This is a genomic window from Roseovarius sp. ZX-A-9, assembly GCF_028369135.1.
In the GTDB taxonomy this organism is placed as follows: Bacteria; Pseudomonadota; Alphaproteobacteria; order Rhodobacterales; family Rhodobacteraceae; genus Roseovarius.
In genome coordinates this window covers 372,655-392,551 of sequence record NZ_JAPWHW010000001.1, presented here as the reverse complement: position 1 = coordinate 392,551, position 19,897 = coordinate 372,655, and the positions used below count along the sequence as shown (strand labels likewise).

Below are 19,897 nucleotides of genomic sequence, written 5' to 3'. Positions count from 1 at the left end.
AAGAAATTCAAGCTCTGGGAGGAGAGAATGATGAAGACGAAGGCAACATTACTGGCCGCAGGCGCAGTTCTGGCGATGGCGACAGCCGCGCCGGCGGCAGAAACCACTTTGAAATTCGGCCATGTGGGCGCGCCGGGATCGCTTTTCGAGGCGACCGCAAACCATTTTGCCGAATGTTCCAACAACGCCTTGGGGGGCAAGGTCGAGGTGCAGACTTTCGGGTCGTCGCAGTTGGGCAAGGACAAGGAGCTGTTGCAGAAGCTGAAGCTGGGCCAGGTTGATTTCGCGCTGCCTTCTTCGGTCATGTCCTCGGTGGATGATGTCTTTGGCATCTTCGAGATGCCCTACATCATCTCGGACCGCGACCATATGCGCCGGGTGCAGGGCGAGATGATGGACATGTTTCAGAATGCCGCCCAGGCCAAGGGCTATCACATTGTCGGTCTGGCCGAGAATGGTTTCCGGCACATCACCAACAACGTGCGGCCGATCAACCTGCCGGCGGATCTGAAGGGCATCAAGCTGCGTACTCCGAACGGTGTCTGGCGGTTGAAGATGTTCCAGGAATATGGCGCCAACCCGACGCCGATGGCTTTCTCGGACGTGTTCACCGCGTTGCAGACTGGCGTGATCGACGGCCAGGAAAACCCCTATGCGCAGATCGCTTCGGCAAAGTTCCAGGAAGTGCAGAAATACCTGTCGATCACCGGGCATGTTTATACCCCGGCCTATATCCTGTCGTCCAAGAAGCATTTCGGCAAACTGCCCGAGGATGTGCAGGCAGCCTTGACCGATTGCGCAGCGCAAACCCAGGACTTCACCTATGAAAAGGCGGCGGAGCTGGAAACCAGCCTGCTGAAGATCATCGAGGACGCTGGCGTCGAGGTTAACACCGCGGACAAGGCGGCGTTCATCGAGGCTTCGGCACCGATCTACAAGCAATTTGCGGAAGAAGTGGAAGGCGGTCAGGAGATGATTGACACCGTTCTCGGACTTGCCGATGCCGGCTGAATAGCCACCGGGCAGCGGGAGGGCCCGCTGCCCATTTCCACGCATCCTTGCGGGAAGTCAGCTGATCTGGATCGCCCCGGAGAAGCCGGCCTTCGGCATGTGTTTGCCGCAAGTACAGGTCTACAATGAACCATGACGCCTTTCCCGTTCTGACGCGCATCAATCGCGTCATGAGTGCGATCCTCGAGTATATCACCATCGGGCTGATGGTGCTTTTGACGCTGACCGTCACGATGGCTGTCATCGCGCGCCTCATGGGGCAGAGCTTCTCTTGGTATGATGAGGTCGCGGCGATCATGCTGGCCTGGATCACCTATTACGGGTCCGCGCTGGCCGCGCTGCACCGCCGGCATATCGGTTTCGACACGGTGCTGCTTGCCCTGCCCCATCGGTTGCGCATCGCCGGGCTGTTGCTGGGCGAGTTTATTGTGCTGCTCTTCTTCGTCCTGATGGCCCGCGCCGGGCTGCAAGTGCTCGAGGTGCTGGAGGGCGAAGTGCTGATCTCGCTCAACTGGGTGCCCGTGCAATTCACGCAATCGGTGATCCCCATCGGCGCAATTCTCTTCATCATCTGTCAGGCCCTGAGCCTGCCGCCCTATTTCAAGCTGATCGCGGCGGGCATATCGCTGGAACATGCTGAAATAGAAGAAGAGGTCGAGGCGGAACTCGACAAGAACAAGGATCGAATCTGATGCTGATTGCCGCAATCTTCGTCGCTCTCATGTTGATGATCTGCATCAACGTCCCCATTGCCGTGGCATTGGCCATGTGCGGGGTGATGGGCCTCTTCTTTACCGAGGGCGCCGACAGTCTCGTGACCATTGCGCTCGACATGTATGACGGATCGACCAAGTTTTCCCTGATCGCTATCCCGATGTTCGTGCTGGCGGGCGCCATCATGAATGCCGGCGGCATCACCGACCGGCTGATCAATTTCGTCACCGCGTTCATCGGCTTTATCCGCGGCGGGTTGGCGATGGTGAATATCGGCGTTTCGCTCTTCTTTGCCGAGATTTCCGGCTCGGCGGTGGCAGATGTGGCCGCGATGGGCTCGATCCTGATCCCGCAGATGAAAAAGCGTGGCTACAGCAAGGAATTCTCGGCGGCGGTCACTTCGTCCTCGGCCTCGCTGGCGATCATCATTCCACCGTCGATCCCGATGATCCTATATGCCGCATCGGCCAACACGTCGGTCGAGCAGTTGTTCGTGGCCGGCGTGGTGCCGGGCTTGTTGGGGGCGGCCGGGCTCATGACCGTCGCCTACATATTTGCCAAGCGCTACAACTTCCCGACCGAGGCGGCATTTAACTTGCCTCGCGTCCGCGAAACCTTTGTTGACGCGCTGCCAGCCTTCACCCTGCCGGTGATCATCCTCGGCGGCATCTTTGGTGGTTATGTCACCGCGACCGAAGCGGCCGGTCTGGCGGTGCTTGCCGCGCTGGTCGTGTCGGCCTGGTATCGCAACCTCGATCTGAAGCATCTGCGCCGCGCGATGCTGGATGGGGGAATTCAGACAGCCGTGGTCATGCTTCTGGTCGCGGCATCGGTGCTGATGGGTGGCTTCCTCACCCGCGCCCAGATCCCGCAGCAACTGGCCGAAGGGATCCTTTCGATCACCACCCAGCAATGGGCGATCCTGCTGATCCTGAACTTCTTTTTCCTGATCATCGGATTCTTCCTGCATTCTGCTGCCGCGATCATCCTGGTGATCCCGATCGTTATCCCCTTGATCACTGCGGCGGGAATTGACCCGGTGCATTTCGGTCTAGTGGTGACGCTGAACCTGGCGATCGGGCAGCAGACGCCGCCGGTTGCCTCGGTGCTGATCACCGCCTGTTCGGTCGCGAGGGCGAACATTTGGGAGGTGTCCAAGGTCAATATCTGGTTCGTCGGTGTCTTGCTTCTGGTGCTGATGCTCTGCACCTATGTGCCGTTCATTCCGATGTTCCTCGTGGAGTATTTCTATAGATGACAACTGATACACCTGATGTGATCGACACGCTGCTCGATGGTACGCTCTGGATCACGTTCAACCGCCCGCAGACACGCAATGCGATGACCTTTGGCATGTACGAGCGCCTCGCCTCGCTGTGTCGTGACGTGCCGACCGACCGGAGCGTGCGGGCGGTGGTGATCAACGGCGCCGGTGGCAAGGCCTTCGCGGCCGGCACCGACATGAAGCAGTTTCGCAGCTTTGAAACCGCGCAGGATGCGTTGGATTATGAAAGCCGGGTCAATGCCGTGCTTGAGGCTGTCGAACGCTGCCCGCTTCCCACCATCGCCGCGATCAACGGCGCCTGCACGGGGGGCGGCGCGGCCATTGCGGCGGCCTGCGACATCCGCATCGCGGCGAGCAATCTGAAATTCGGCTTTCCCATCGCGCGGACGCTGGGAAATTGCCTGGCGGCGGCGAACCTCGCCCGCTTGTCGGATCTGATCGGCGCCGGTCGGGTGCGCGAGCTGATTTTCACCGCAAGGCTGATCGGCGCGGAGGAGGCGCTGGCCACCGGGCTGGTCAGCGAGATCCTGCCCGAAGAGCCGGACCTGCTGGCGCGGGCGGCGGAACTGGCCGAACTGGTGGGGTCCATGGCACCGCTGACCCTGCGCGCCACGAAAGAGGCGATGCGGCGCACCCGCGCCGCGATCAAGGTCGACGATGCCGACCTGATCGCTGGCTGTTACATGAGCGACGATTTCCGCACCGGAATGGAGGCGTTCCTGAACAAGCAGAAACCAGAATGGAGTGGTAAATGACCGTCGCGACCGGCCCGCTTAGCGGTATGCGGGTGATTGAACTGGCCCATATCATGGCTGGCCCGGTCTGCGGGCTCATGCTGGCCGATATGGGTGCCGATGTTATCAAGGTGGAAAAGCCGACCGGTGATGACAGTCGGCGCTTTGTCCCGCCCGAGATCAACGGCGAATCCGCAGCCTACATGATGATGAATCGCAACAAGCGCGGCATTGCGCTCAACCTCAAGGATCCGGCGGCGGTCGAGGTCTTGCACAAGCTGCTGATGGATGCCGATGTGGTGATCGAGAATTACCGCAAGGGGGCGATGGAGCGGCTGGGCCTCGGCTATGAAAGCCTTGCCGAACTGAACCCCCGCCTGATTTATTGCGAGATCTCGGGCTTTGGCCGGACCGGCCCCTATGCCGAGCGCGGTGGTTTCGACCTGATCGCGCAGGGCATGTCGGGGCTGATGTCGATCACCGGCGAAGGGCCGGGGCGCCCGCCGGTCAAGGTCGCGGCGCCGATTTCGGATATCAATGCCGGTATCCTTGCGGCCATGGGCATCTCTGCAGCCTATTCCGAACGGTTGAAGACCGGACGTGGCCAGAAGGTCGATACCTCACTCTTCGAGGCGGCGATCGTGCAGACCTACTGGCAATCGGCCATTGCCTTTGCCACCGGCGAAAAGCCCGAGCCGCTGGGCTCGGCCCACCCGCTCAACGCACCCTACCAATCCTTCCGGACCAGCGATGGCTGGATCAATGTCGGTGCCGCGAACCAAAGCAACTGGCTGCGGTTTCTCGATGTGATCGGCGCGCCCGAACTGAACGACGATCCGCGGTTCTCGTCGAACCTGCAGCGCATCCGCAACCTGCCGGCGCTGGTTGGCGTGCTTGATGGCTACATGGCGAGGGACACAACCGCGAACTGGCTTGCCCGGATGGAGGCCGCGAAACTGCCGGCGGGGCCCGTCAACGATATCCTTGAGATGCATGCCGATCCGCAGGCCCGTGCCCGAGAGATGATCGTGACGGTCGATCATCCGCAGGCCGGCCCGGTCGAAACCATCGGCCATCCGGTCAAGTTCAGCCGCACCGAGGCCAGCATAAATCGCCCTGCGCCACTGCTGGGGCAACATAGCCGGGAGGTTCTCGGCGAGATGGGCTATGACAGCGAACGGATCGACTCCCTGATTGACGCGCAGGCCGTGATTGCGCCATGACCTTGCGTCGGGCTCTGCCCCGGCGATGCCTGTTGGAAGGACTATTTGCCCATGTCACTTGATCTTGAAACCGCACAGAAATTGATCGGCCACTGCCTGGAATGGCGCAAGGCCAACGGGTTGAAGCCGCTGACGGTGGCCGTGCTCGACCAGGGCGGCTACCTGATCGCGCTGGCGCGCGAGGATGGCACCAGCAATCTGCGGCCCGATATCGCACAGGGCAAGGCGCGCGGCGCGGTGGCGATGGGGCTGGGCTCTCGCGCATTGTTCAAGCGCGCGCAGACCGAGCCCTTCTTCATCCAGGCGATGAATGGGCTGGCTGGTGGGTCGCTGGTGCCCGTCGCTGGCGGTGTGCTGATCCGGCAGGACGAAGCGGGCCCGATCCTGGGTGCGGTCGGGATCACTGGCGATACCTCGGACAATGACGAAGCCTGCGCGATCGCCGCGATCGAGCGCCTTGGCCTGAAGGCCGACGGCGGCTGACCCGGCCTGTGAGGCGACGCGGTGCCCTTGTTGGCCGCGCGCAGCTTCCAGGCTCGGGCCGCATAACAAATAGATGACCGCCCCTGCGGGGGCGATGGCCGACAGGCAGACCTTGGGGCAAGGGTCATATCGTGTCGCGACGCGGCGCCAGTCCTTGAGGCGTCCGAATATGATCCCGATTCGGGTGCTTTGTGGGTATCTGCCGCGGTTGGCCGGTTCCCCCTATGCCCAAAACAAAAAACGACGGCACCCAGGGAGGAGGGGGTGCCGCCGTTCTCTTTATCGCCGGCTCAGGGGAGGAGCGAACCGGCAGATCAGGGTGGACCCCGTGGGGTCCGGGTGGTTTGGGCTGCGACCCCTAGGGAGGAGGAGCGGGGTCGCAGCCATCTCAGATGCCCCTAGGGAGGAGGAGCGGGACATCCGATCTCGTCAAGCTCGGCGGCTTGTTTCGTAGACGCAGTCGAAAGCCTTGCCGGCGATCTGGCAGCGGGCGATCCCGAGATCCTTGAGATCCCGGTCGCTCAGGCTCGAGAGCGACTTGATTGTTTTTGTGTAGGCGCGGCGCTTGGCGCGGGCCAATTTCATCTCGTTCCAGATGCTGCCAAGGCCACGATTGTGACCGGAGCGGCGGATCAGGGCATTTGCTGCGATAATCATCGCTTGGTCCTACTTTCGGTTTTCATGGCTCGCATTCGGGCGAACCGTCGTTTTCATGTTGTCTGCAATAGATAGTGAAATGCTGCACATGCACAATGACCGAATTCTCAATGCCGCTATGCAGCAATTGCATAAGTAATGCTGCCCTATAAATAGTTAGTGCTGCCTTGAAAATCAGCGATCTGTAAATTTTTCGCACCAAGCGAAGGAACTGCGTGGATACTGCGCGACGCCCTGCGACCAAAAGGCCGTTGCATCTGCCCGGCGTTGCAGATCAGGTGCAAAATACCGACATCCCAGAACTGACGCGGCTTTTTCCGCTTTTCCTGATGCAGGGAAAACGCGAGAAGCCCATTTTACCAGCAGCGACAGGAGATCAGGCATGAGTGTAGAGCGCGCCGAAGTAGAAGCCCGGCTGGCCGAGTTGGAATTGCCGGATGGCGGGACCCTGATCAGCCGCGACATGGTGCGCGCGCTGAGTGTCGAGGGCACAGAGGTGCGATTCGTGATCGAAGCGCCCACCCCCGAGATTGCCCGCCAGATGGAGCCGCTGCGCGCTGCAGCCGAACGGGCGATCGCCGCGATGGAAGGTGTGACCAAGGTCAGCGTGGCGCTGACCGCGCATGGCCCTTCGGCCAAGGCCCCGCCAGTCACCGGCGGGCCGGGCGGAGCCCCACCCAGCCTGAAGGTCGGCGGCCATCCCAAGCAGACGCAGGGCACTTTGAAGCCTGCCAGCGTGGCCTCGATCATCGCGGTCGGGTCAGGCAAGGGCGGCGTGGGAAAATCCACGGTATCGTCCAACCTTGCGGTGGCGCTGGCACGGGCCGGGCGGCGGGTCGGTCTGCTGGATGCTGATATCTACGGCCCCAGCCAGCCGCGCATGATGGGCGTGAACAAGCGCCCCGCCAGCCCCGATGGCAAGATCATCGAGCCGCTGCACGCGCATGGCGTCACGATGATGTCTATCGGTCTGATGCTGGACCCGGACAAGGCCGTGGTGTGGCGCGGGCCGATGCTGATGGGCGCGCTGCAGCAGATGATCTCGCAGGTGAACTGGGGCGATCTGGATGTTCTGATCGTCGATCTGCCGCCGGGAACGGGCGATGTGCAACTGACGCTGTGTCAGAAGGCAGAGCCGACCGGCGCGATTGTCGTATCGACGCCGCAGGACGTGGCGCTGCTGGACGCGCGCAAGGCGATGGACATGTTCAACACGCTGAAGACCCCGATTCTGGGGCTGATTGAGAACATGTCGACCTTCCACTGTCCCAATTGTGGGCATGAGGCGCAGATCTTCGGCCATGGTGGTGTCGAAAAGGAGGCGGAAAAGCTGGGTCTGCCGTTCCTCGGGGCCTTGCCGATTGATCTGGACACGCGGCTGGCCGGTGACAGCGGTACGCCGATTGCGGCGGGAAGCGGCCCGATGGCCGAGGCCTATGCGCAACTGGCTGACCGGTTGATCAAGGGCGGAATCGCCTGAACCGGGCCGCCAGTCTGCGGTTGCGCGCCACGGTTCGGAAAGGGTAATCTGCCTGCGAACGTGGCCTGCAGAGGCCTGCCAACCGAGCAGTTCAGAAAGTATTTCCGACGCATGCATCGCATTATCCTGGCCAGCTTCATCGCGTTGTTGATGACATTTCACGCCGCGCCGTTGCGGGCGGACGGGCCGCTGCGGATTCTGGTGATGGGCGATTCGATGATGGCCTCGCACCGGGTGTCGCGGCGGGCGGTGTCGCATGCGATTGCCCGCGCGTTGCGGGCGAAGGTCACCGATCAGTCGGTGATGGGCGCGCGGATCATCTATCGGTTGCCGATCACCGGGTCGCTGGGGCTGAATATCGGACGCCAGTACCGCGAAGGGGACTGGGACTGGATCGTGCTGAACGGTGGGGGCAACGATCTATGGCTGGGCTGTGGATGCAGCCGCTGCCACCGGCGGATGAGCCAGTTGATCAGCGAAAAGGGCAACGCCGGCGAGATTGCCAAGCTGATTGTCAAGCTGCGTCGTACCGGAGCCAAGGTGGCCTATGTCGGTTACTTGCGCAGCCCCGGCGCGGGCTCGCCGATCGAGCATTGCCGCGATGACGGTGACGAGTTGGAGCGTCGGTTGAAGCGGCTCGCTGCACTGGTCGACGGATTCTATTATGTCTCGATTGCCGATATGGTGCCGCATGGCGATGTGTCGTTTCACGCGGTGGACATGATCCACCCGTCGCTGAAGGGTAGCCGTGCCATCGGGCAACGTGTGGCGGCGACGATCAAAGCGGTCGAGACGGGGCGCTAAAGCGTTTCGGACCGCGGTATTGCCACCAGCCCCAGACGTCGTGCCGCAGCCAAGGACAGGATGCCGCTGTCCAGCCCCTCGGGCTTTTGATAGCGGCGCACTGCGGCGCGGGTGCGGGCATCCATCTGGCCGTTGATCTGCCCGCGATAGAGATTTCGCGCCAGGAGCGCGCGCTGCAGTGACGCCACGAATTCGTGTGTAAGATCAGCGGCGCAAAGGGTTTCGAACCATGTCGCCTTGCGTTCCTGCACGATGACCTGATGGGTCTCGGTCTTGTAGATGGCGGGGGTGATGACGGTGCCATCGGCCAGCACTTCGGCCGGTTGCAGGATGATCTGGTCAGTGACGGTTTCGATCACTGCGGGCGTCACCACCTTGCCCCAGCAGGTGCCGGGGGCCGCGCCGGGCGGCGCTTCGGCGAGGGTCTGGACCAGTGCAGGCTCGCCCGGGCTGCCGGGCAGCGGGGCGTCGCATCCCGACACGAGACCGACCGCGATCAGCAGCAACAAGAAGTTGTTTCGGCGCATGGGGGCTCGGGCCTCTGGAGCGTATTTTTCACGACAGGTTAGCGGCTTTTACCTTGATGCGAAAGGCGGCGGTGGGGGTGCCCGGCGTCGCGTGGGTGGGAACAAACCGAGAAAAAGCTGATTTTGTCGCATCTCTGTTGACGCGGAGTCGCAAAAGAGGCTGGTCTGGCCTATCTCCGACAGATACGAAAGCGGCGGGATTGGAATAAAGGGAGCCTGCGATCATGGCGAAAATCACCTATATCGAGCATAACGGTACGGAGCATGTGGTCGAAGTGGCCAACGGTCTGACCGTGATGGAAGGCGCGCGGGATAATAATATTCCCGGCATCGAGGCCGATTGCGGCGGCGCCTGCGCCTGTTCGACCTGCCATGTCTATGTCGCTGAAGACTGGGTGGAAAAACTGCCCGCCAAGGACGACATGGAAGAGGACATGCTCGATTTCGCCTTTGAGCCGGATCCGACCCGTTCGCGCCTGACCTGCCAGCTGAAAGTCACCGACGCGCTGGACGGCCTTGTCGTCAAGATGCCTGAACGGCAAATCTGACATGCGCCTCGGCGCGCTGATCCTGGGCCTGTTGGTGCTGATGGCACCGGGGGCCTGGGGCGCGGCCGCTTCCGGCCAGCGCACCGAGGTTCTGACAGCCCGCTACAGCGAGCCGACCACGCGGTACCAGCACGGCGTGCTGGGCGACGCTGTGGAATGGGGCGCGCTGGAGTTGGTGCTGGACGCCTGCGCCGATTGCGCGCGGATCACCCGGCGGAGCGTCGTCATTCGCCTGCCCGTGACACGGGTTTTCGAGGATATCGCGCCACGTGTCGTCGACTTGGGCGGGCAAGTGGGGCGCGCGGCCATCGTGGTGGAAAGTGATCTCGACCGGGGCGCGCGGCTGGCAATTTACGGCGGTGCCGGGCTGATCGACGCGACCCCCTATATCGGGCAGAGCCACCGCTGGCTGGCGCCGATCGGCGCGGCGGACCTCGATCAGGATGGCCGGGTCGAGATCGCCTATATCGACCGGCCACATCTGGCTAAGCGTTTGCGGCTTTGGCAATTTAGCGACGGCGCGCTCCGCCATCTGGCCGATCTGGACGGGTTGACCAACCATCGCATCGGCTGGCCCGACATTCCGGGCGGCATCCGGACTTGTGGTGCGCAGCCCGAGATGATCACCGCCAATGCCGATTGGTCGCGGGTGATGGCCACCACCTATTCGAGTTCCCAAGGGCTGAAGGCGCGCGAAATTGCCCGCTATACCGGCAAGGACAGTCTGGCGCGGGCGATGACCTGCCGGGATTGAGTGGGCGGTTCAGGTCTTGGGCGAAGGCGCGGCGTCGGCCGCCATCATCACCGCGAATGCCTGAACCGGTAGCGTGATCGGCGCACGCCACGGCGCGTGCTTGTGGGCAAAGAAGCCACCCAGCAGAACCATGAATCCCATCGGCACCACGGCCCCGGCGGCGCGGTCCATCGGCACGTCCGTGGCATAAATCGCGATTGCCATTCCGACAGCGAAAAGCAGCGTGATGACGCCAAGGGCAAACATCGCGATCCGGTTGCCGCCCTGTTCGCCAATGGCGACCTCGATATCCGGGCGCGCCGCGTGGACAGCGTCGGCAACCGCGCTGTGAATACGGCGGATCGCGATGCGGTCGGGGTCGTCACGGCCGACGCGCATGCCAAGGTTGAGCGCGATGGAGTGGCGGCCCTGATCGAATATCAGATCGAGCCGGCGCATTCGGTTGCCACCTATGCTGTGCAGCACGAAGTTCAGCGATGTGAGGTCGCGGTAGGCCACACGCCAGTTTTCCGTGCCGTCCCTGGCGAGCTGCGCCACATGGCCCGGCGCAATCTCGTAGGTGACGCGGCGCGCGAGAAGCGCGGGCTTCAGGCTGATGCGGTCCATTGGATCACCGTCTGACCGGCCTGTTGTCTCGCCCAGTCCTCACAAGGCGCGCCAGCCGATATCGCGGCGGCAGAACCCCTCGGGCCAGTCGATCTGGTCGACCATCGCATAGGCGCGGTCGCGCGCTTCTTGCAAGCTGGCGCCACGGGCGGTCACGTTGAGGACACGGCCACCATTGGCGACGATCTCACCGTTGGTGCGGGCGGTCCCGGCGTGAAAGACCATGTTGAAACTGTCCTCGGGGCAGGTTTCCAACCCGCGGATCACGCTGCCCTTGACGTAGTCGCCGGGATAGCCATTTGCCGCCAGCACCACGGTCAGGGCGTGGTCGTCGGCCCATTCCGCCTTGCACTCTGCCAACCGCCCGTCGGCTGCGGCATGCATTAGGTCCATCGCCTGTGCGCCAAGGCGCATCATCAGCACCTGGCATTCGGGATCGCCGAAGCGGACATTGTATTCGACCAGACGCGGGGCGCCGTCCTCAATCATCAGGCCGGCGTAGAGCACGCCCTGAAACGGCATGCCTCGTTTGGCCATTTCGGCCATTGTGGGACGAATGATCTCGTCCATCGCGCGCGCTTGGATTTCGGGGCTGAGGACTGGGGCGGGCGAATAGGCGCCCATGCCGCCGGTGTTGGGGCCGGTATCGCCCTCGCCGACGCGCTTGTGGTCCTGCGCGGTGCCGATGGACAGGATGTCCTTGCCGTCGCAAAGGACAAAGAGAGAGGCCTCTTCACCGGTCATGAATTCCTCGATCACCACCTCGGCGCCCGCGCCGCCAAACGCACCGCCGAACATGTCGTCGATCGCGGCATGGGCCTGTTCGAGTGTCTCTGCGATGATCACGCCCTTGCCTGCGGCCAGACCGTCGGCCTTGATCACCGTTGGCACGCCAGTTGCGTCAACATGGGCGTGGGCGGCTGCGGCATCGGTGAAATGGCCATAGCTGGCGGTGGGCGCGCCTGAAGCGGCGCAGATTTCTTTGGTAAAGCGTTTGGATGCTTCCAACTGGGCGGCGGCGGCGGAGGGGCCGAATGTCAGAACGCCCGCCTCGCGCAGCCGGTCGGCGACGCCGGCGGCCAGTGGCGCCTCGGGGCCGACGATCACAAGATCAATCGATTCTTCTTCGGCGAAGCCTACTACGGCGCTGCCGTCCATGATGTCGAGTGCGGCACATTCTGCGATGCCGGCAATACCGGCATTGCCGGGGGCCACCATCAGGCGGTCGCATTTGGGGTTTTGCAAGACGGCCCAGGCAAGGCTGTGTTCACGCCCGCCGCTGCCGAGAATAAGGATGTTCATGTGCACTCCGCGCTGGGGCTGGTGTCAGGGTTGCGGTCTGATTAGTCGCACCTGACCCGTGAGGCAAGGCAGGGAAGGTCCGAACAGGATCTGAGCCGGGCAACCTTTTCATCCGCGCGGGCTTGGGGCATTGATGGGATATGTCTGACCTCATAGATGACCCGACCCCGGGCCAGAACATTCCCGAATACTCTGTCTCGGAGATCTCTGGCGAAGTGAAGCGCACGCTCGAAGGGACCTTCGGGCGATTGCGCGTGCGTGGCGAGGTGGGCCGCGTGTTCAAGGCGCGCTCTGGCCATCTCTACTATGACGTCAAGGACGAACGGAACGTCCTGGCCTGTACCACGTGGAAAGGGCAGGTGGCAAAGCTGTCTGTCGTGCCCGAGGAAGGCATGGAGGTGGTCGTCACCGGACGGCTGACCGCATTCGGCCAGCAATCGAAATATAACATGAACGTCGAAGAGGTCGCCGTTGCGGGGGCTGGCGCGCTGATGGCGATGCTGGAGAAACGCAAGGCGGCACTGGCGGCAGAGGGGCTGTTTGCGCCCGAGCGCAAGCAGCGGCTGCCCTACCTGCCCGAGATTATCGGCGTCGTGACCTCGCCCTCGGGCGCGGTGATTCGCGATATTCTGCACCGGCTGCGCGACCGGTTCCCGCGCAAGGTGCTGATCTGGCCGGTGGCCGTGCAGGGTGCCAACTGCGCGGCCGAAGTGGCGAATGCGATTCGCGGGTTCAATGCGCTGACGCCCGGTGGGTCGCTGCCCCGGCCCGATCTGATCATCGTGGCGCGCGGTGGTGGATCAATCGAGGATCTGTGGGGGTTCAACGAGGAAATCGTGGTGCGCGCGGCGGCGGCGTCGGAGATTCCGCTGATTTCCGCAGTGGGCCACGAGACCGACACGACGCTGATTGATTACGCGTCCGATCAGCGCGCGCCGACACCGACGGCGGCCGCCGAACTGGCGGTGCCGGTGCGGCTGGAGCTGATGGCCTGGCTTGACGGGATGGATGCGCGCCTGACACGGGCGCTGACCGGCGGGGTGGGGCAACGTGGGCAACGGCTGCGCGATCTGTCGCGGGCCTTGCCGTGGCCTGACAGCCTGTTGGAGAGCCCGCGTCAGCGGCTGGATATCTGGGGCGAGCGATTGCCCGCCGCGCTGATCCGCGGCGTGCAGGCGCGCCGGGTCAAGCTGTCGGAGACCAGCGGCAGCCTGCGGCCGGGGGTGCTGCGCCGGGCGGTGCAGGGCGATGCGCGGCGCCTGATGGGGCTGGGTGCGCGGCTTGGTCCGGCTTTGGGGCGGGCGGCACAGACGGACCGGCGGCGGCTCGAGACGCTGGCGGCACGGCTGGTCAGGGTTGCGCCGGGGGCCGAGATTACCCGTAAACACGAAGAACTGGGCCGCGTGGCCGCCCGGCTGAGTGATGTCGGTACACGGCAGGTCCGTGACTGGCGCGACAGCATCGCGGCGCTGGACCGGCTGCGCGAGACGTTGGGCTACAAGGCGACGCTGGGCCGGGGCTATGCGGTGGTGCGCGGCGACGGTGAGGTGGTCACGACGCGCGAGGCGGCGGCGACGGCAGGGGCGCTGGAAATCGAGTTTGCCGATGGGTGGCTTGACGTGGGGCCCGGCGCGGCAAGACCCAAAACGACGAAGAAGGCCACACCACCGACGGAAAAGCCGGAGCAGGGCAAACTGTTCTGATCCGGGCGGTCTGAACGTTTCTGAACAATTGTCCTGCATTCGAGGGACTTATCGGCGTCTTTGCCGCGCTGGGCCGGGATGTCACGGGTCGGGGACCATGCTGCATCCCGGCCTTCGAGACGTGCCATGGCCTTGAAAAAGGGGCCTGAGCCAGACGCGTAACATGCGCCAAGCCCGCGCCTGCACGCCCAAATGGCCTGCCGGAAACCGCTGTTTCCCTGTTTCGCTTGCACGAACGATCCAAGACAAAACCCCTATATTGTCCGCTACCTGCCCAAGTTGCGCCTGATTGTCGCGTCATATCCTACTGCCAACGAGATTGATTAAAGGGATGTGTTGATGGATCGCCTGACCGAAATGGAAGCCTTCGCCACCGTGGTGGATCAGGGTGGGTTTACAGATGCCGCGCGCAAGATGGGGATTTCGAAATCCGCCGTTTCCAAGCACGTTTCATCGCTGGAGGCGCGCCTGGGCGCTCGCCTGCTGAACCGCACGACGCGGCGCGTCAGCCCGACAGAGATTGGCCTGGCCTATTATGATCGTGCCTTGCGGGTTCTGAATGACGCTGGTGAGGCCGATGCATTGGTCAGCTCGATGCAAAGCGATCCTTCGGGACTGTTGCGCATTTCGGTGGCGACCGATTTCGGCGTCAATCATCTGAGCCCGGTTCTGGGCCAATTCCTTGATGAGTTCCCGGATATCACGGTCAACATGGTGCTGAACAACCGCTATGTTGAGTTGATCTCCGAAGGGTTCGACATGGCGATCCGCATTGGCGAGCTGGAAGACAGCACGTTGCGCGCCCGCAAGCTGACCGAGACAACCAAGCGCATGATCGCGTCGCCGGGGTATCTTCAGAAATTCGGGCGCCCCCAGAAGATCGACGATCTGAACGAACACAAGCTGCTGCATTACTCCAGCCAGTCGGGCGGATCGGTGTGGAAGCTGACCGCGCCATCGGGCGAAAAGCGTCAGGTACGGACCGCCGGGGGCCTTTCGGTCAATGACGGGCAGTCACTGCTGAACGCGGCGATTTCGGGCCTAGGCATCGCCTATCTGCCCAGCTTTCTCTATTCCGACGCGATGGAAAAGGGGCTGGTCGAGGATGTGATCCCCGATCTGCCGGTTGAAACCCAAGGCATCTACGCAGTCTACCCGCCTGGCCGGTTTACCCAGCCCAAGGTGCGCGCATTCATTGATTTTCTGGTCCACGCCTTCGTCGACAAGGGCCCCACCGACTGGTGACACGACTTTCCTCCCTGCCCGTAACAGGGCCAACTGAACCCCGGTCCGCATAGCCTGCAACCGGGGTTTTCTTTTTGTGGCGCGTCTATTGGTGGGTGCACAAGGGGTGTGCGTAAGATCAGATTGTCATCTTGCCGCTCTGTCGCCAGATGTGGTCGCACTGAAAACAAGCAATCTTGAAAGGTAATTCCATGGCCAAACCCACCTTGCTGCTCATGTCCGGTTCGCTGCGTGCGGCGTCCTATAACAAGATGCTGCTGCGCGAGGCCGCTGCCGCCTTTGGGGAGGCGGAGGTGATCGAGGCCGATCTGGACCTGCCGCTTTACAATGGCGATGTGGAGGCTGAGGGCATTCCCGCCAAGGTCACGACATTGATGGAGCAGGTGCGTGGTGCCGATGCGCTGCTGATCGGTGCGCCGGAATACAACAAGGGGATCTCGGGCGTTCTGAAGAACGCGACCGATTGGCTGAGCCGCGCGAAGGAATCGGTGCTGAAGGACAAGATCGCGGTGGTGATGTCCGCAGCCGGAGGGCGCACGGGTGGCGAAACCGCGCATTTCATGACGCTGAGCAATCTGCACCAGTTGCAGGTGAATGTGGTGCACGGGCCGTTGATCCTTGTGGCGCAGGCGCAGAAGGAATTCGACGAGGACGGGCGGCTGACAAACGATTTCCTCAAGCGGCAGATCGCTGACCGGATGGCGCGGCTGCGCGGCATGCTCGGGTAACGCGCAAGAGAATTTGCAAGCCCGCGAATTGAGTCGGATCGGGGCCTGCGCCCCTTAGCCGAAACGATTCGCATCGAAGGCGGCGAGGTCGGCGTTGATACGCCGCCCGCTGACCATATCGGCCACCCAGCGCCCGGTCTTTGGCCCGCCGGTCAGGCCGACGTGTTGATGCCCGAACGCGGCAAAGACACCGCTGCCGCCTATTTCACCGATCAGCGGCAGGCTGTCGGGGGTGGAGGGGCGGAACCCCATCCATTCCTCGACGCTGTCATAGGTCAGGTCGGGAAAGACCCCGGCCACCTTGCGGCGCAACTGGTCAAACGGTGCGCGCGATGGGGGGGCGGTGCTGCTGCCTAGCTCGACCAGCCCGGCGCAACGCAGCCCGTGTTCCATCGGGTTTACAGCGAATTTTCCCGACTGGATCATCAACGGCACGCGCACCTTGGCATTGGGGGCGTTGAAGTGCAGATGATAGCCACGTTCGGCCTCCAAGTGTACCTTGACGCCTAGTTTGGCCATCAGCGGTTTTGACCATATGCCCGCCGCCAGAACCGCCGCATCGCAGGGCAGGGTACCCTGGTTGGTGATCACTTCGGTAATGCGCCCGTCTGTCAGGGTCACATCGCGCATTTCGGCCCGAAGATAGCTGCCGCCCTCATCCTGCAGCACGCTGCACAGATCGGTCATGTAGGCCCCAGGATTGAGGATATGGCCGTGCCCGCGCAGCATTGCGAGGCAGCTATGTGAGCGGGCCAGCATCGGTTCGGCCTCTTGCACGGCGTTGCCTTCGATCAGTTCGGGTATGTAGCCCGCCGCGCGTTTGAGCTCCCAACCATATGCGTCCGCCTCATAGGCGGCGCGGTCGCGGTAGGCATAACCGAAATCGCTGGAGGCGATCCATTTTTCGGCGCGGGTGCCCTTGGTCAAGGCGCGGTGCTGGTCGACGCTGTCATGCAGCAGTTGCACAAGGCTGGCCGAGGTGGCGCGGGTGCGGGGATCGGTGGCGTTCGCCACGAATTTTGCCAGCCAGGGGATCAGGCGCGGCAGGTAGGCCCATTGCATGAACAACGGGCCGTCACGCGATGCCAGATATTTCGCCCCGTCGCGCATGATGCCGGGCGTGTTCATCGGCACCACGGCCCATTCTGCCAGCAGCCCGGCATTGCCAAAGGACGCGCCGGCGCCGGGATGATCGCGGTCGATCAGCGTCACGGTGTGGCCCGCGCGGCGCAGCCAGATGGCCGTGGACAACCCGCAGATACCCGCGCCGACGACGATGATGTTGCGAGATGGCATGGCAGGAATCCTTGAGGCGGGGGGATTGTGGCGTCACTTTATGCAGCAACTGGCGCACACGGCAAGCGGGAGTATGCAGGTATTTTCTGATCGTATTTGCCATCACCGAGACCATCGCGTTGGGGCCGCGTGCCACGCCAGAGACGATTGCGCGCTTTGCCGCCAAGATGCATCTGGACGTGCCGATCTGGCAGCAATTCCTGATCTATTCCGGCAATGCGCTGACCGGCGATCTGGGGGGCGACGTGTTTTCGGACCGGCCTGTGACGATGATCTTCAGCGAGCGTATCGGTTTTATCCTTGCGTTGGTTTGCGCCGGGTGATCTTGGCGACCAGACGCTGCACCTGATCCTGCCAGCCTTTGTCATCTGGCCAAGCTGGGTCGAGCGGGGATCAATCGGGGGCTGCGCCTGCCGGGTGGGGCGCGGGTTCGGACGTCAGCGCGCCGAGGATCTCGGCAGCGGCGCGCTTGGTACCGGGATTGCGCTGCATCCGGTCCGAGACGACCGCCAGCTTGCTGCGCATCGTGTCATCCTGCAAAAGCGCGTTGATCTCGTCACGCAGCGATTCCGCGTCCCAGCGGGCGCGGTCGATGCGGCGGCCAACCTGGGTGGCTTGGGCGCGCTGCGCGTTGTCATGCCCGTCCCAGCAATAGGGCATCACCAGCGACGGAACGCCGTGATAGAGCGCTTCGCAGAAACTGTTGTTGCCGCCATGATGGATGACCAGCGCGGCCTGCCCGATCACCGAGGGCTGGGGAAACCAGCTACCCAGATGCACATTGTCGGGAATGCGGTCATAGGCCTCGATCATGGCGCCGACATTCACCAGAAAACGCGCCTCAATCGTTTCGAACACGGCGATCATCCGCTTGATCAGTTGCGTATCGACCGCCCCGAGCGAACCGAAGCTGACATAGACCAGCGGCCCGTCGCTGACGGGCAGGCGGGGCATCTCAAACTGGCTTTCCTTGCGCACGCAGCCCTCGAGAAAGACGAACCTGTCTGGCGGCAGAGGTATGTCGCGAGCGTAGCGTACGACGCGCGGCGACAACATCAGGTTCAGCGTCGGCGAGGGCTCTAGAAAGAGCGGTGCGGGCAGGGCGGGCAGCCCGTGCTTCTTGCGAAACCGATTGTAGCGCCGGTGCACGCTGCCGGTTGCTTCCTGGTAGGCGGCGCTGAAAATGTCGATTGCCGCCGTATCCTCCGGTGCCAGCCCCGACAGATAGGGCGGCACCGCGGGATCTGGTATTTCCGTCTCGGCGCAGGACACGATCCGGATCCAGGGGCATCCGGCGCGCGCGATGGCGGGAAACATGATCACGTTGTCCAGCACGATGGCATCGGGGCGGATCTGGCCCAGAAGCCGCGCCAGATCGTCCTCGACCGTCATCGCGGTTTCGACGATCGCCTTCCATGTGGGTGCGACATAGGTCGGTAATTGCGCCAGCGGATCGAGGTTGAAATGCGGCACATGGGTGTTGGTGAATTCCTGCCAGTAATCCGCGATGGCGGCGGCACTGCTGGCGGCAGTTTCGGGCAGGTGGTATTCCTTGAACCCGTATTCGGCGAAGACGCCGGTAAAGCCCGGATGGCAGATAAAGACCGGAACGGCGCCTTGCCGCTGCAATTCCTGGGCGATGCCGACACAATTCAGCGCGGCGCCAAAGCTGGCCTCGGGAAAGAAGGCGATCTCGAGAGGTCGGGTCATGCGCGCGGTCCTTTCGCCAGCGGGGGAATGCCACGATTCGCAGCTTGCGGCTTGCGGATGCGTGAGCGCCGCAGATGCACGACGATCTGGTCGGCGGCCAGTTGAAACTGGCTGTGCTCCAGGCTGTCGAGGATTTCAAGATGCTCTTCCATCGCCTGCCGCAGGCGAAATTCGGGGCTGGGTGCGATCTTTTGCGAGGCTTGCCGCAGACGGTGATGCGCGATCAGGCTGCCGCGCAGAAACCGATTGCCCGAACATTCGGCGATCAGCGTGTGAAAGGCGATGTCGATCTGTCGGAAACCGGCTGCCGTGACGCTGCCTTCTTCGGCGCTGACAAATCGGGCCATCTGCTCTCGCATCAGCCCCGCGCGCTGGGTATCCAGCGCGAAATCGGGTGCCAGGATCGCTTGTCGCTCCATGAGAATGCGGAAATCGAAGCTGTCCTCGGCGGCATCGGGCGAGTCGATCAGCGGTTGAAAGGCCCATGCCCGGCCCGGAAGTTGCCGGACCAAACCATCCTTTGATAGTACTTTTAGCGCATTTAGTACAGCCGCTCGCGGTGCTTTATACCGCCGGGACAGGGCGCTGACCGATTGTACCTCGCCAAGCCGTCGCTCGGCCCGATCAGACAGGATCTGATGGGCGATGGAATGTTCGGATTCTGCAAGGTCTCGAATGGTTGCGCTCAATTCTTCAGCGGACCCGAGTGCCAGGAAATAACCCTCTTCGGCGCGCCATTCCAAAATATTACGTTCTTCCAATAGCTTGAATGCTGATCGTATTGGGGTGCGCGATACACCGCAGGCGTCTGAGAAAACCTGCTCGGGCAGGTGGTCGCCACGCCGCATCCCGCGATCAAGGGCAACACTCAGGATCCGCTGCGCGAGCGTCAGGTGGTTCTGGCGAATGTTTCTGCGGATTTCGGGCATCTGGCGCAGTCCTGGTCTGTTGTCGAGCCTTGAAATCTCAGGCGGGTGGCAAAAAGAACACCTAATACAGTTTGACGTACTTTTCGCAAAGTTAATACTATAACCGAGGCTGACCATCAATGAGTGCGTTCAACAAACGCCACGCGCAGCCACCAAGG

At 62.7% G+C, this 19,897-nt stretch carries 22 protein-coding genes and 1 pseudogene; 14 read left to right on the top strand and 9 right to left on the bottom strand.

The window, feature by feature from the left end; all coding sequences use genetic code 11:
* Positions 1–30 precede the first annotated feature (30 nt).
* The 6 genes from O3306_RS01835 (at position 31) to O3306_RS01810 (ending at position 5,450) form a co-directional block, all read left to right on the top strand.
* Entirely contained in the window at positions 31–1,011 is a 981-nt protein-coding gene (locus tag O3306_RS01835; RefSeq protein WP_272002467.1) for a TRAP transporter substrate-binding protein, read from the top strand.
* A 125-nt stretch (positions 1,012–1,136) separates the two neighbouring features.
* Complete coding sequence (locus O3306_RS01830) at positions 1,137–1,703, top strand: TRAP transporter small permease (protein ID WP_272002464.1); 567 nt, start codon at positions 1,137–1,139, stop codon at positions 1,701–1,703.
* Entirely contained in the window at positions 1,703–2,983 is a 1,281-nt protein-coding gene (locus O3306_RS01825; RefSeq protein WP_272002461.1) for a TRAP transporter large permease, read from the top strand. Before O3306_RS01830 ends, O3306_RS01825 begins: the two co-directional genes overlap by 1 nt.
* Complete coding sequence (locus O3306_RS01820) at positions 2,980–3,765, top strand: enoyl-CoA hydratase (RefSeq protein ID WP_272002458.1); 786 nt, start codon at positions 2,980–2,982, stop codon at positions 3,763–3,765. The genes O3306_RS01825 and O3306_RS01820 overlap by 4 nt, the downstream gene beginning before the upstream one ends.
* The gene (locus O3306_RS01815) at positions 3,762–4,967 is read left to right on the top strand and encodes a CaiB/BaiF CoA transferase family protein (RefSeq protein ID WP_272002455.1); all 1,206 of its coding nucleotides are present in this window, start codon (positions 3,762–3,764) and stop codon (positions 4,965–4,967) included. The genes O3306_RS01820 and O3306_RS01815 overlap by 4 nt, the downstream gene beginning before the upstream one ends.
* Before the next feature lie 51 nt (positions 4,968–5,018).
* Positions 5,019–5,450, top strand: a complete 432-nt coding sequence (locus O3306_RS01810; protein ID WP_272002452.1) for a GlcG/HbpS family heme-binding protein — start codon at positions 5,019–5,021, stop codon at positions 5,448–5,450.
* A 63-nt stretch (positions 5,451–5,513) separates the two neighbouring features.
* On the opposite strand, the pseudogene O3306_RS01805 reads toward O3306_RS01810, so the two are convergent.
* The 3 genes and pseudogenes from O3306_RS01805 to O3306_RS01795 all read right to left on the bottom strand — a co-directional run.
* Positions 5,514–5,633 (bottom strand): annotated as a pseudogene (locus O3306_RS01805) (IS5/IS1182 family transposase); the annotation flags it as partial.
* Between the two features lie 246 nt (positions 5,634–5,879).
* Positions 5,880–6,107 (bottom strand): DUF1127 domain-containing protein, encoded by a 228-nt coding sequence (locus tag O3306_RS01800; protein WP_272002449.1) that lies wholly within the window; start codon positions 6,105–6,107, stop codon positions 5,880–5,882.
* A gap of 174 nt (positions 6,108–6,281) precedes the next feature.
* Positions 6,282–6,491 carry a hypothetical protein gene (locus O3306_RS01795; protein ID WP_272002446.1) on the bottom strand — a complete coding sequence of 70 codons (210 nt, stop codon included), beginning with the start codon at positions 6,489–6,491 and terminating at the stop codon, positions 6,282–6,284.
* On the opposite strand from O3306_RS01795, the gene O3306_RS01790 reads away from it, so the two are divergent.
* Together O3306_RS01790 and O3306_RS01785 are read left to right on the top strand one after the other, a co-directional pair.
* A complete protein-coding gene (locus O3306_RS01790) occupies positions 6,490–7,587 on the top strand; it encodes an Mrp/NBP35 family ATP-binding protein (protein ID WP_272002444.1) in 1,098 nt (365 codons plus the stop codon). The genes O3306_RS01795 and O3306_RS01790 overlap by 2 nt on opposite strands.
* Positions 7,588–7,698: 111 nt before the next feature.
* Positions 7,699–8,391: an SGNH/GDSL hydrolase family protein gene (locus O3306_RS01785; protein ID WP_272002439.1), complete on the top strand. Its 693-nt coding sequence runs from the start codon at positions 7,699–7,701 to the stop codon at positions 8,389–8,391.
* Here O3306_RS01785 and O3306_RS01780 read toward each other — a convergent pair.
* Positions 8,388–8,918 carry a peptidoglycan-binding domain-containing protein gene (locus O3306_RS01780; protein ID WP_272002436.1) on the bottom strand — a complete coding sequence of 177 codons (531 nt, stop codon included), beginning with the start codon at positions 8,916–8,918 and terminating at the stop codon, positions 8,388–8,390. The two genes, O3306_RS01785 and O3306_RS01780, sit on opposite strands and share 4 nt — an antisense overlap.
* A 224-nt stretch (positions 8,919–9,142) precedes the next feature.
* Between O3306_RS01780 and O3306_RS01775 the strand changes: the two genes are divergently transcribed.
* Positions 9,143–9,466 (top strand): 2Fe-2S iron-sulfur cluster-binding protein, encoded by a 324-nt coding sequence (locus O3306_RS01775; protein ID WP_272002434.1) that lies wholly within the window; start codon positions 9,143–9,145, stop codon positions 9,464–9,466.
* Position 9,467: 1 nt separating this feature from the next.
* Positions 9,468–10,220 (top strand): VCBS repeat-containing protein, encoded by a 753-nt coding sequence (locus O3306_RS01770; RefSeq protein WP_272002432.1) that lies wholly within the window; start codon positions 9,468–9,470, stop codon positions 10,218–10,220.
* 9 nt (positions 10,221–10,229) lie between these two features.
* Here the strand turns inward: O3306_RS01770 and O3306_RS01765 are convergent, their stop codons facing one another.
* Complete coding sequence (locus O3306_RS01765; RefSeq protein ID WP_272002429.1) at positions 10,230–10,826, bottom strand: hypothetical protein; 597 nt, start codon at positions 10,824–10,826, stop codon at positions 10,230–10,232.
* A gap of 39 nt (positions 10,827–10,865) precedes the next feature.
* The gene (gene purD / locus O3306_RS01760) at positions 10,866–12,128 is read right to left on the bottom strand and encodes a phosphoribosylamine--glycine ligase (protein WP_272002426.1); all 1,263 of its coding nucleotides are present in this window, start codon (positions 12,126–12,128) and stop codon (positions 10,866–10,868) included.
* 140 nt (positions 12,129–12,268) lie between these two features.
* On the opposite strand from purD, the gene xseA reads away from it, so the two are divergent.
* The 3 genes from xseA (at position 12,269) to O3306_RS01745 (ending at position 15,804) form a co-directional block, all read left to right on the top strand.
* Complete coding sequence (xseA, locus tag O3306_RS01755) at positions 12,269–13,831, top strand: exodeoxyribonuclease VII large subunit (protein WP_272002423.1); 1,563 nt, start codon at positions 12,269–12,271, stop codon at positions 13,829–13,831.
* A 339-nt stretch (positions 13,832–14,170) separates the two neighbouring features.
* Positions 14,171–15,076 (top strand): LysR family transcriptional regulator, encoded by a 906-nt coding sequence (locus O3306_RS01750; RefSeq protein WP_272002421.1) that lies wholly within the window; start codon positions 14,171–14,173, stop codon positions 15,074–15,076.
* Between the two features lie 191 nt (positions 15,077–15,267).
* Positions 15,268–15,804 carry an NADPH-dependent FMN reductase gene (locus O3306_RS01745; RefSeq protein WP_272002419.1) on the top strand — a complete coding sequence of 179 codons (537 nt, stop codon included), beginning with the start codon at positions 15,268–15,270 and terminating at the stop codon, positions 15,802–15,804.
* A 54-nt stretch (positions 15,805–15,858) separates the two neighbouring features.
* Here O3306_RS01745 and O3306_RS01740 read toward each other — a convergent pair whose 3' ends face one another.
* A complete protein-coding gene (locus O3306_RS01740) occupies positions 15,859–17,100 on the bottom strand; it encodes an NAD(P)/FAD-dependent oxidoreductase (protein WP_272002417.1) in 1,242 nt (413 codons plus the stop codon).
* 119 nt (positions 17,101–17,219) lie between these two features.
* Between O3306_RS01740 and O3306_RS01735 the strand changes: the two genes are divergently transcribed.
* Positions 17,220–17,423 carry a hypothetical protein gene (locus O3306_RS01735; RefSeq protein ID WP_272002415.1) on the top strand — a complete coding sequence of 68 codons (204 nt, stop codon included), beginning with the start codon at positions 17,220–17,222 and terminating at the stop codon, positions 17,421–17,423.
* Between the two features lie 70 nt (positions 17,424–17,493).
* Here O3306_RS01735 and O3306_RS01730 read toward each other — a convergent pair whose 3' ends face one another.
* Together O3306_RS01730 and O3306_RS01725 are read right to left on the bottom strand one after the other, a co-directional pair.
* Positions 17,494–18,810: a glycosyltransferase gene (locus O3306_RS01730; protein WP_272002413.1), complete on the bottom strand. Its 1,317-nt coding sequence runs from the start codon at positions 18,808–18,810 to the stop codon at positions 17,494–17,496.
* Positions 18,807–19,856: a GntR family transcriptional regulator gene (locus tag O3306_RS01725; RefSeq protein ID WP_272002411.1), complete on the bottom strand. Its 1,050-nt coding sequence runs from the start codon at positions 19,854–19,856 to the stop codon at positions 18,807–18,809. Before O3306_RS01725 ends, O3306_RS01730 begins: the two co-directional genes overlap by 4 nt.
* Positions 19,857–19,897 lie beyond the last annotated feature (41 nt).

Excerpts from the sequence above, each read along its gene's own strand:
- O3306_RS01795 (WP_272002446.1), bottom strand. The coding sequence starts at position 6,491 with ATGCCTGATCTCCTGTCGCTGCTGGTAAAATGGGCTTCTCGCGTTTTC.
- O3306_RS01765 (WP_272002429.1), bottom strand. The coding sequence starts at position 10,826 with ATGGACCGCATCAGCCTGAAGCCCGCGCTTCTCGCGCGCCGCGTCACC.
- O3306_RS01825 (WP_272002461.1), top strand. The coding sequence starts at position 1,703 with ATGCTGATTGCCGCAATCTTCGTCGCTCTCATGTTGATGATCTGCATC.
- O3306_RS01830 (WP_272002464.1), top strand. The coding sequence starts at position 1,137 with ATGAACCATGACGCCTTTCCCGTTCTGACGCGCATCAATCGCGTCATG.
- O3306_RS01820 (WP_272002458.1), top strand. The coding sequence starts at position 2,980 with ATGACAACTGATACACCTGATGTGATCGACACGCTGCTCGATGGTACG.
- O3306_RS01815 (WP_272002455.1), top strand. The coding sequence starts at position 3,762 with ATGACCGTCGCGACCGGCCCGCTTAGCGGTATGCGGGTGATTGAACTG.
- O3306_RS01770 (WP_272002432.1), top strand. The coding sequence starts at position 9,468 with ATGCGCCTCGGCGCGCTGATCCTGGGCCTGTTGGTGCTGATGGCACCG.
- O3306_RS01750 (WP_272002421.1), top strand. The coding sequence starts at position 14,171 with ATGGATCGCCTGACCGAAATGGAAGCCTTCGCCACCGTGGTGGATCAG.
- O3306_RS01745 (WP_272002419.1), top strand. The coding sequence starts at position 15,268 with ATGGCCAAACCCACCTTGCTGCTCATGTCCGGTTCGCTGCGTGCGGCG.
- O3306_RS01730 (WP_272002413.1), bottom strand. The coding sequence starts at position 18,810 with ATGACCCGACCTCTCGAGATCGCCTTCTTTCCCGAGGCCAGCTTTGGC.
- O3306_RS01775 (WP_272002434.1), top strand. The coding sequence starts at position 9,143 with ATGGCGAAAATCACCTATATCGAGCATAACGGTACGGAGCATGTGGTC.
- O3306_RS01810 (WP_272002452.1), top strand. The coding sequence starts at position 5,019 with ATGTCACTTGATCTTGAAACCGCACAGAAATTGATCGGCCACTGCCTG.
- O3306_RS01785 (WP_272002439.1), top strand. The coding sequence starts at position 7,699 with ATGCATCGCATTATCCTGGCCAGCTTCATCGCGTTGTTGATGACATTT.
- O3306_RS01740 (WP_272002417.1), bottom strand. The coding sequence starts at position 17,100 with ATGCCATCTCGCAACATCATCGTCGTCGGCGCGGGTATCTGCGGGTTG.
- O3306_RS01780 (WP_272002436.1), bottom strand. The coding sequence starts at position 8,918 with ATGCGCCGAAACAACTTCTTGTTGCTGCTGATCGCGGTCGGTCTCGTG.
- purD (WP_272002426.1), bottom strand. The coding sequence starts at position 12,128 with ATGAACATCCTTATTCTCGGCAGCGGCGGGCGTGAACACAGCCTTGCC.
- O3306_RS01725 (WP_272002411.1), bottom strand. The coding sequence starts at position 19,856 with ATGGTCAGCCTCGGTTATAGTATTAACTTTGCGAAAAGTACGTCAAAC.
- xseA (WP_272002423.1), top strand. The coding sequence starts at position 12,269 with ATGTCTGACCTCATAGATGACCCGACCCCGGGCCAGAACATTCCCGAA.
- O3306_RS01790 (WP_272002444.1), top strand. The coding sequence starts at position 6,490 with ATGAGTGTAGAGCGCGCCGAAGTAGAAGCCCGGCTGGCCGAGTTGGAA.
- O3306_RS01800 (WP_272002449.1), bottom strand. The coding sequence starts at position 6,107 with ATGATTATCGCAGCAAATGCCCTGATCCGCCGCTCCGGTCACAATCGT.
- O3306_RS01835 (WP_272002467.1), top strand. The coding sequence starts at position 31 with ATGAAGACGAAGGCAACATTACTGGCCGCAGGCGCAGTTCTGGCGATG.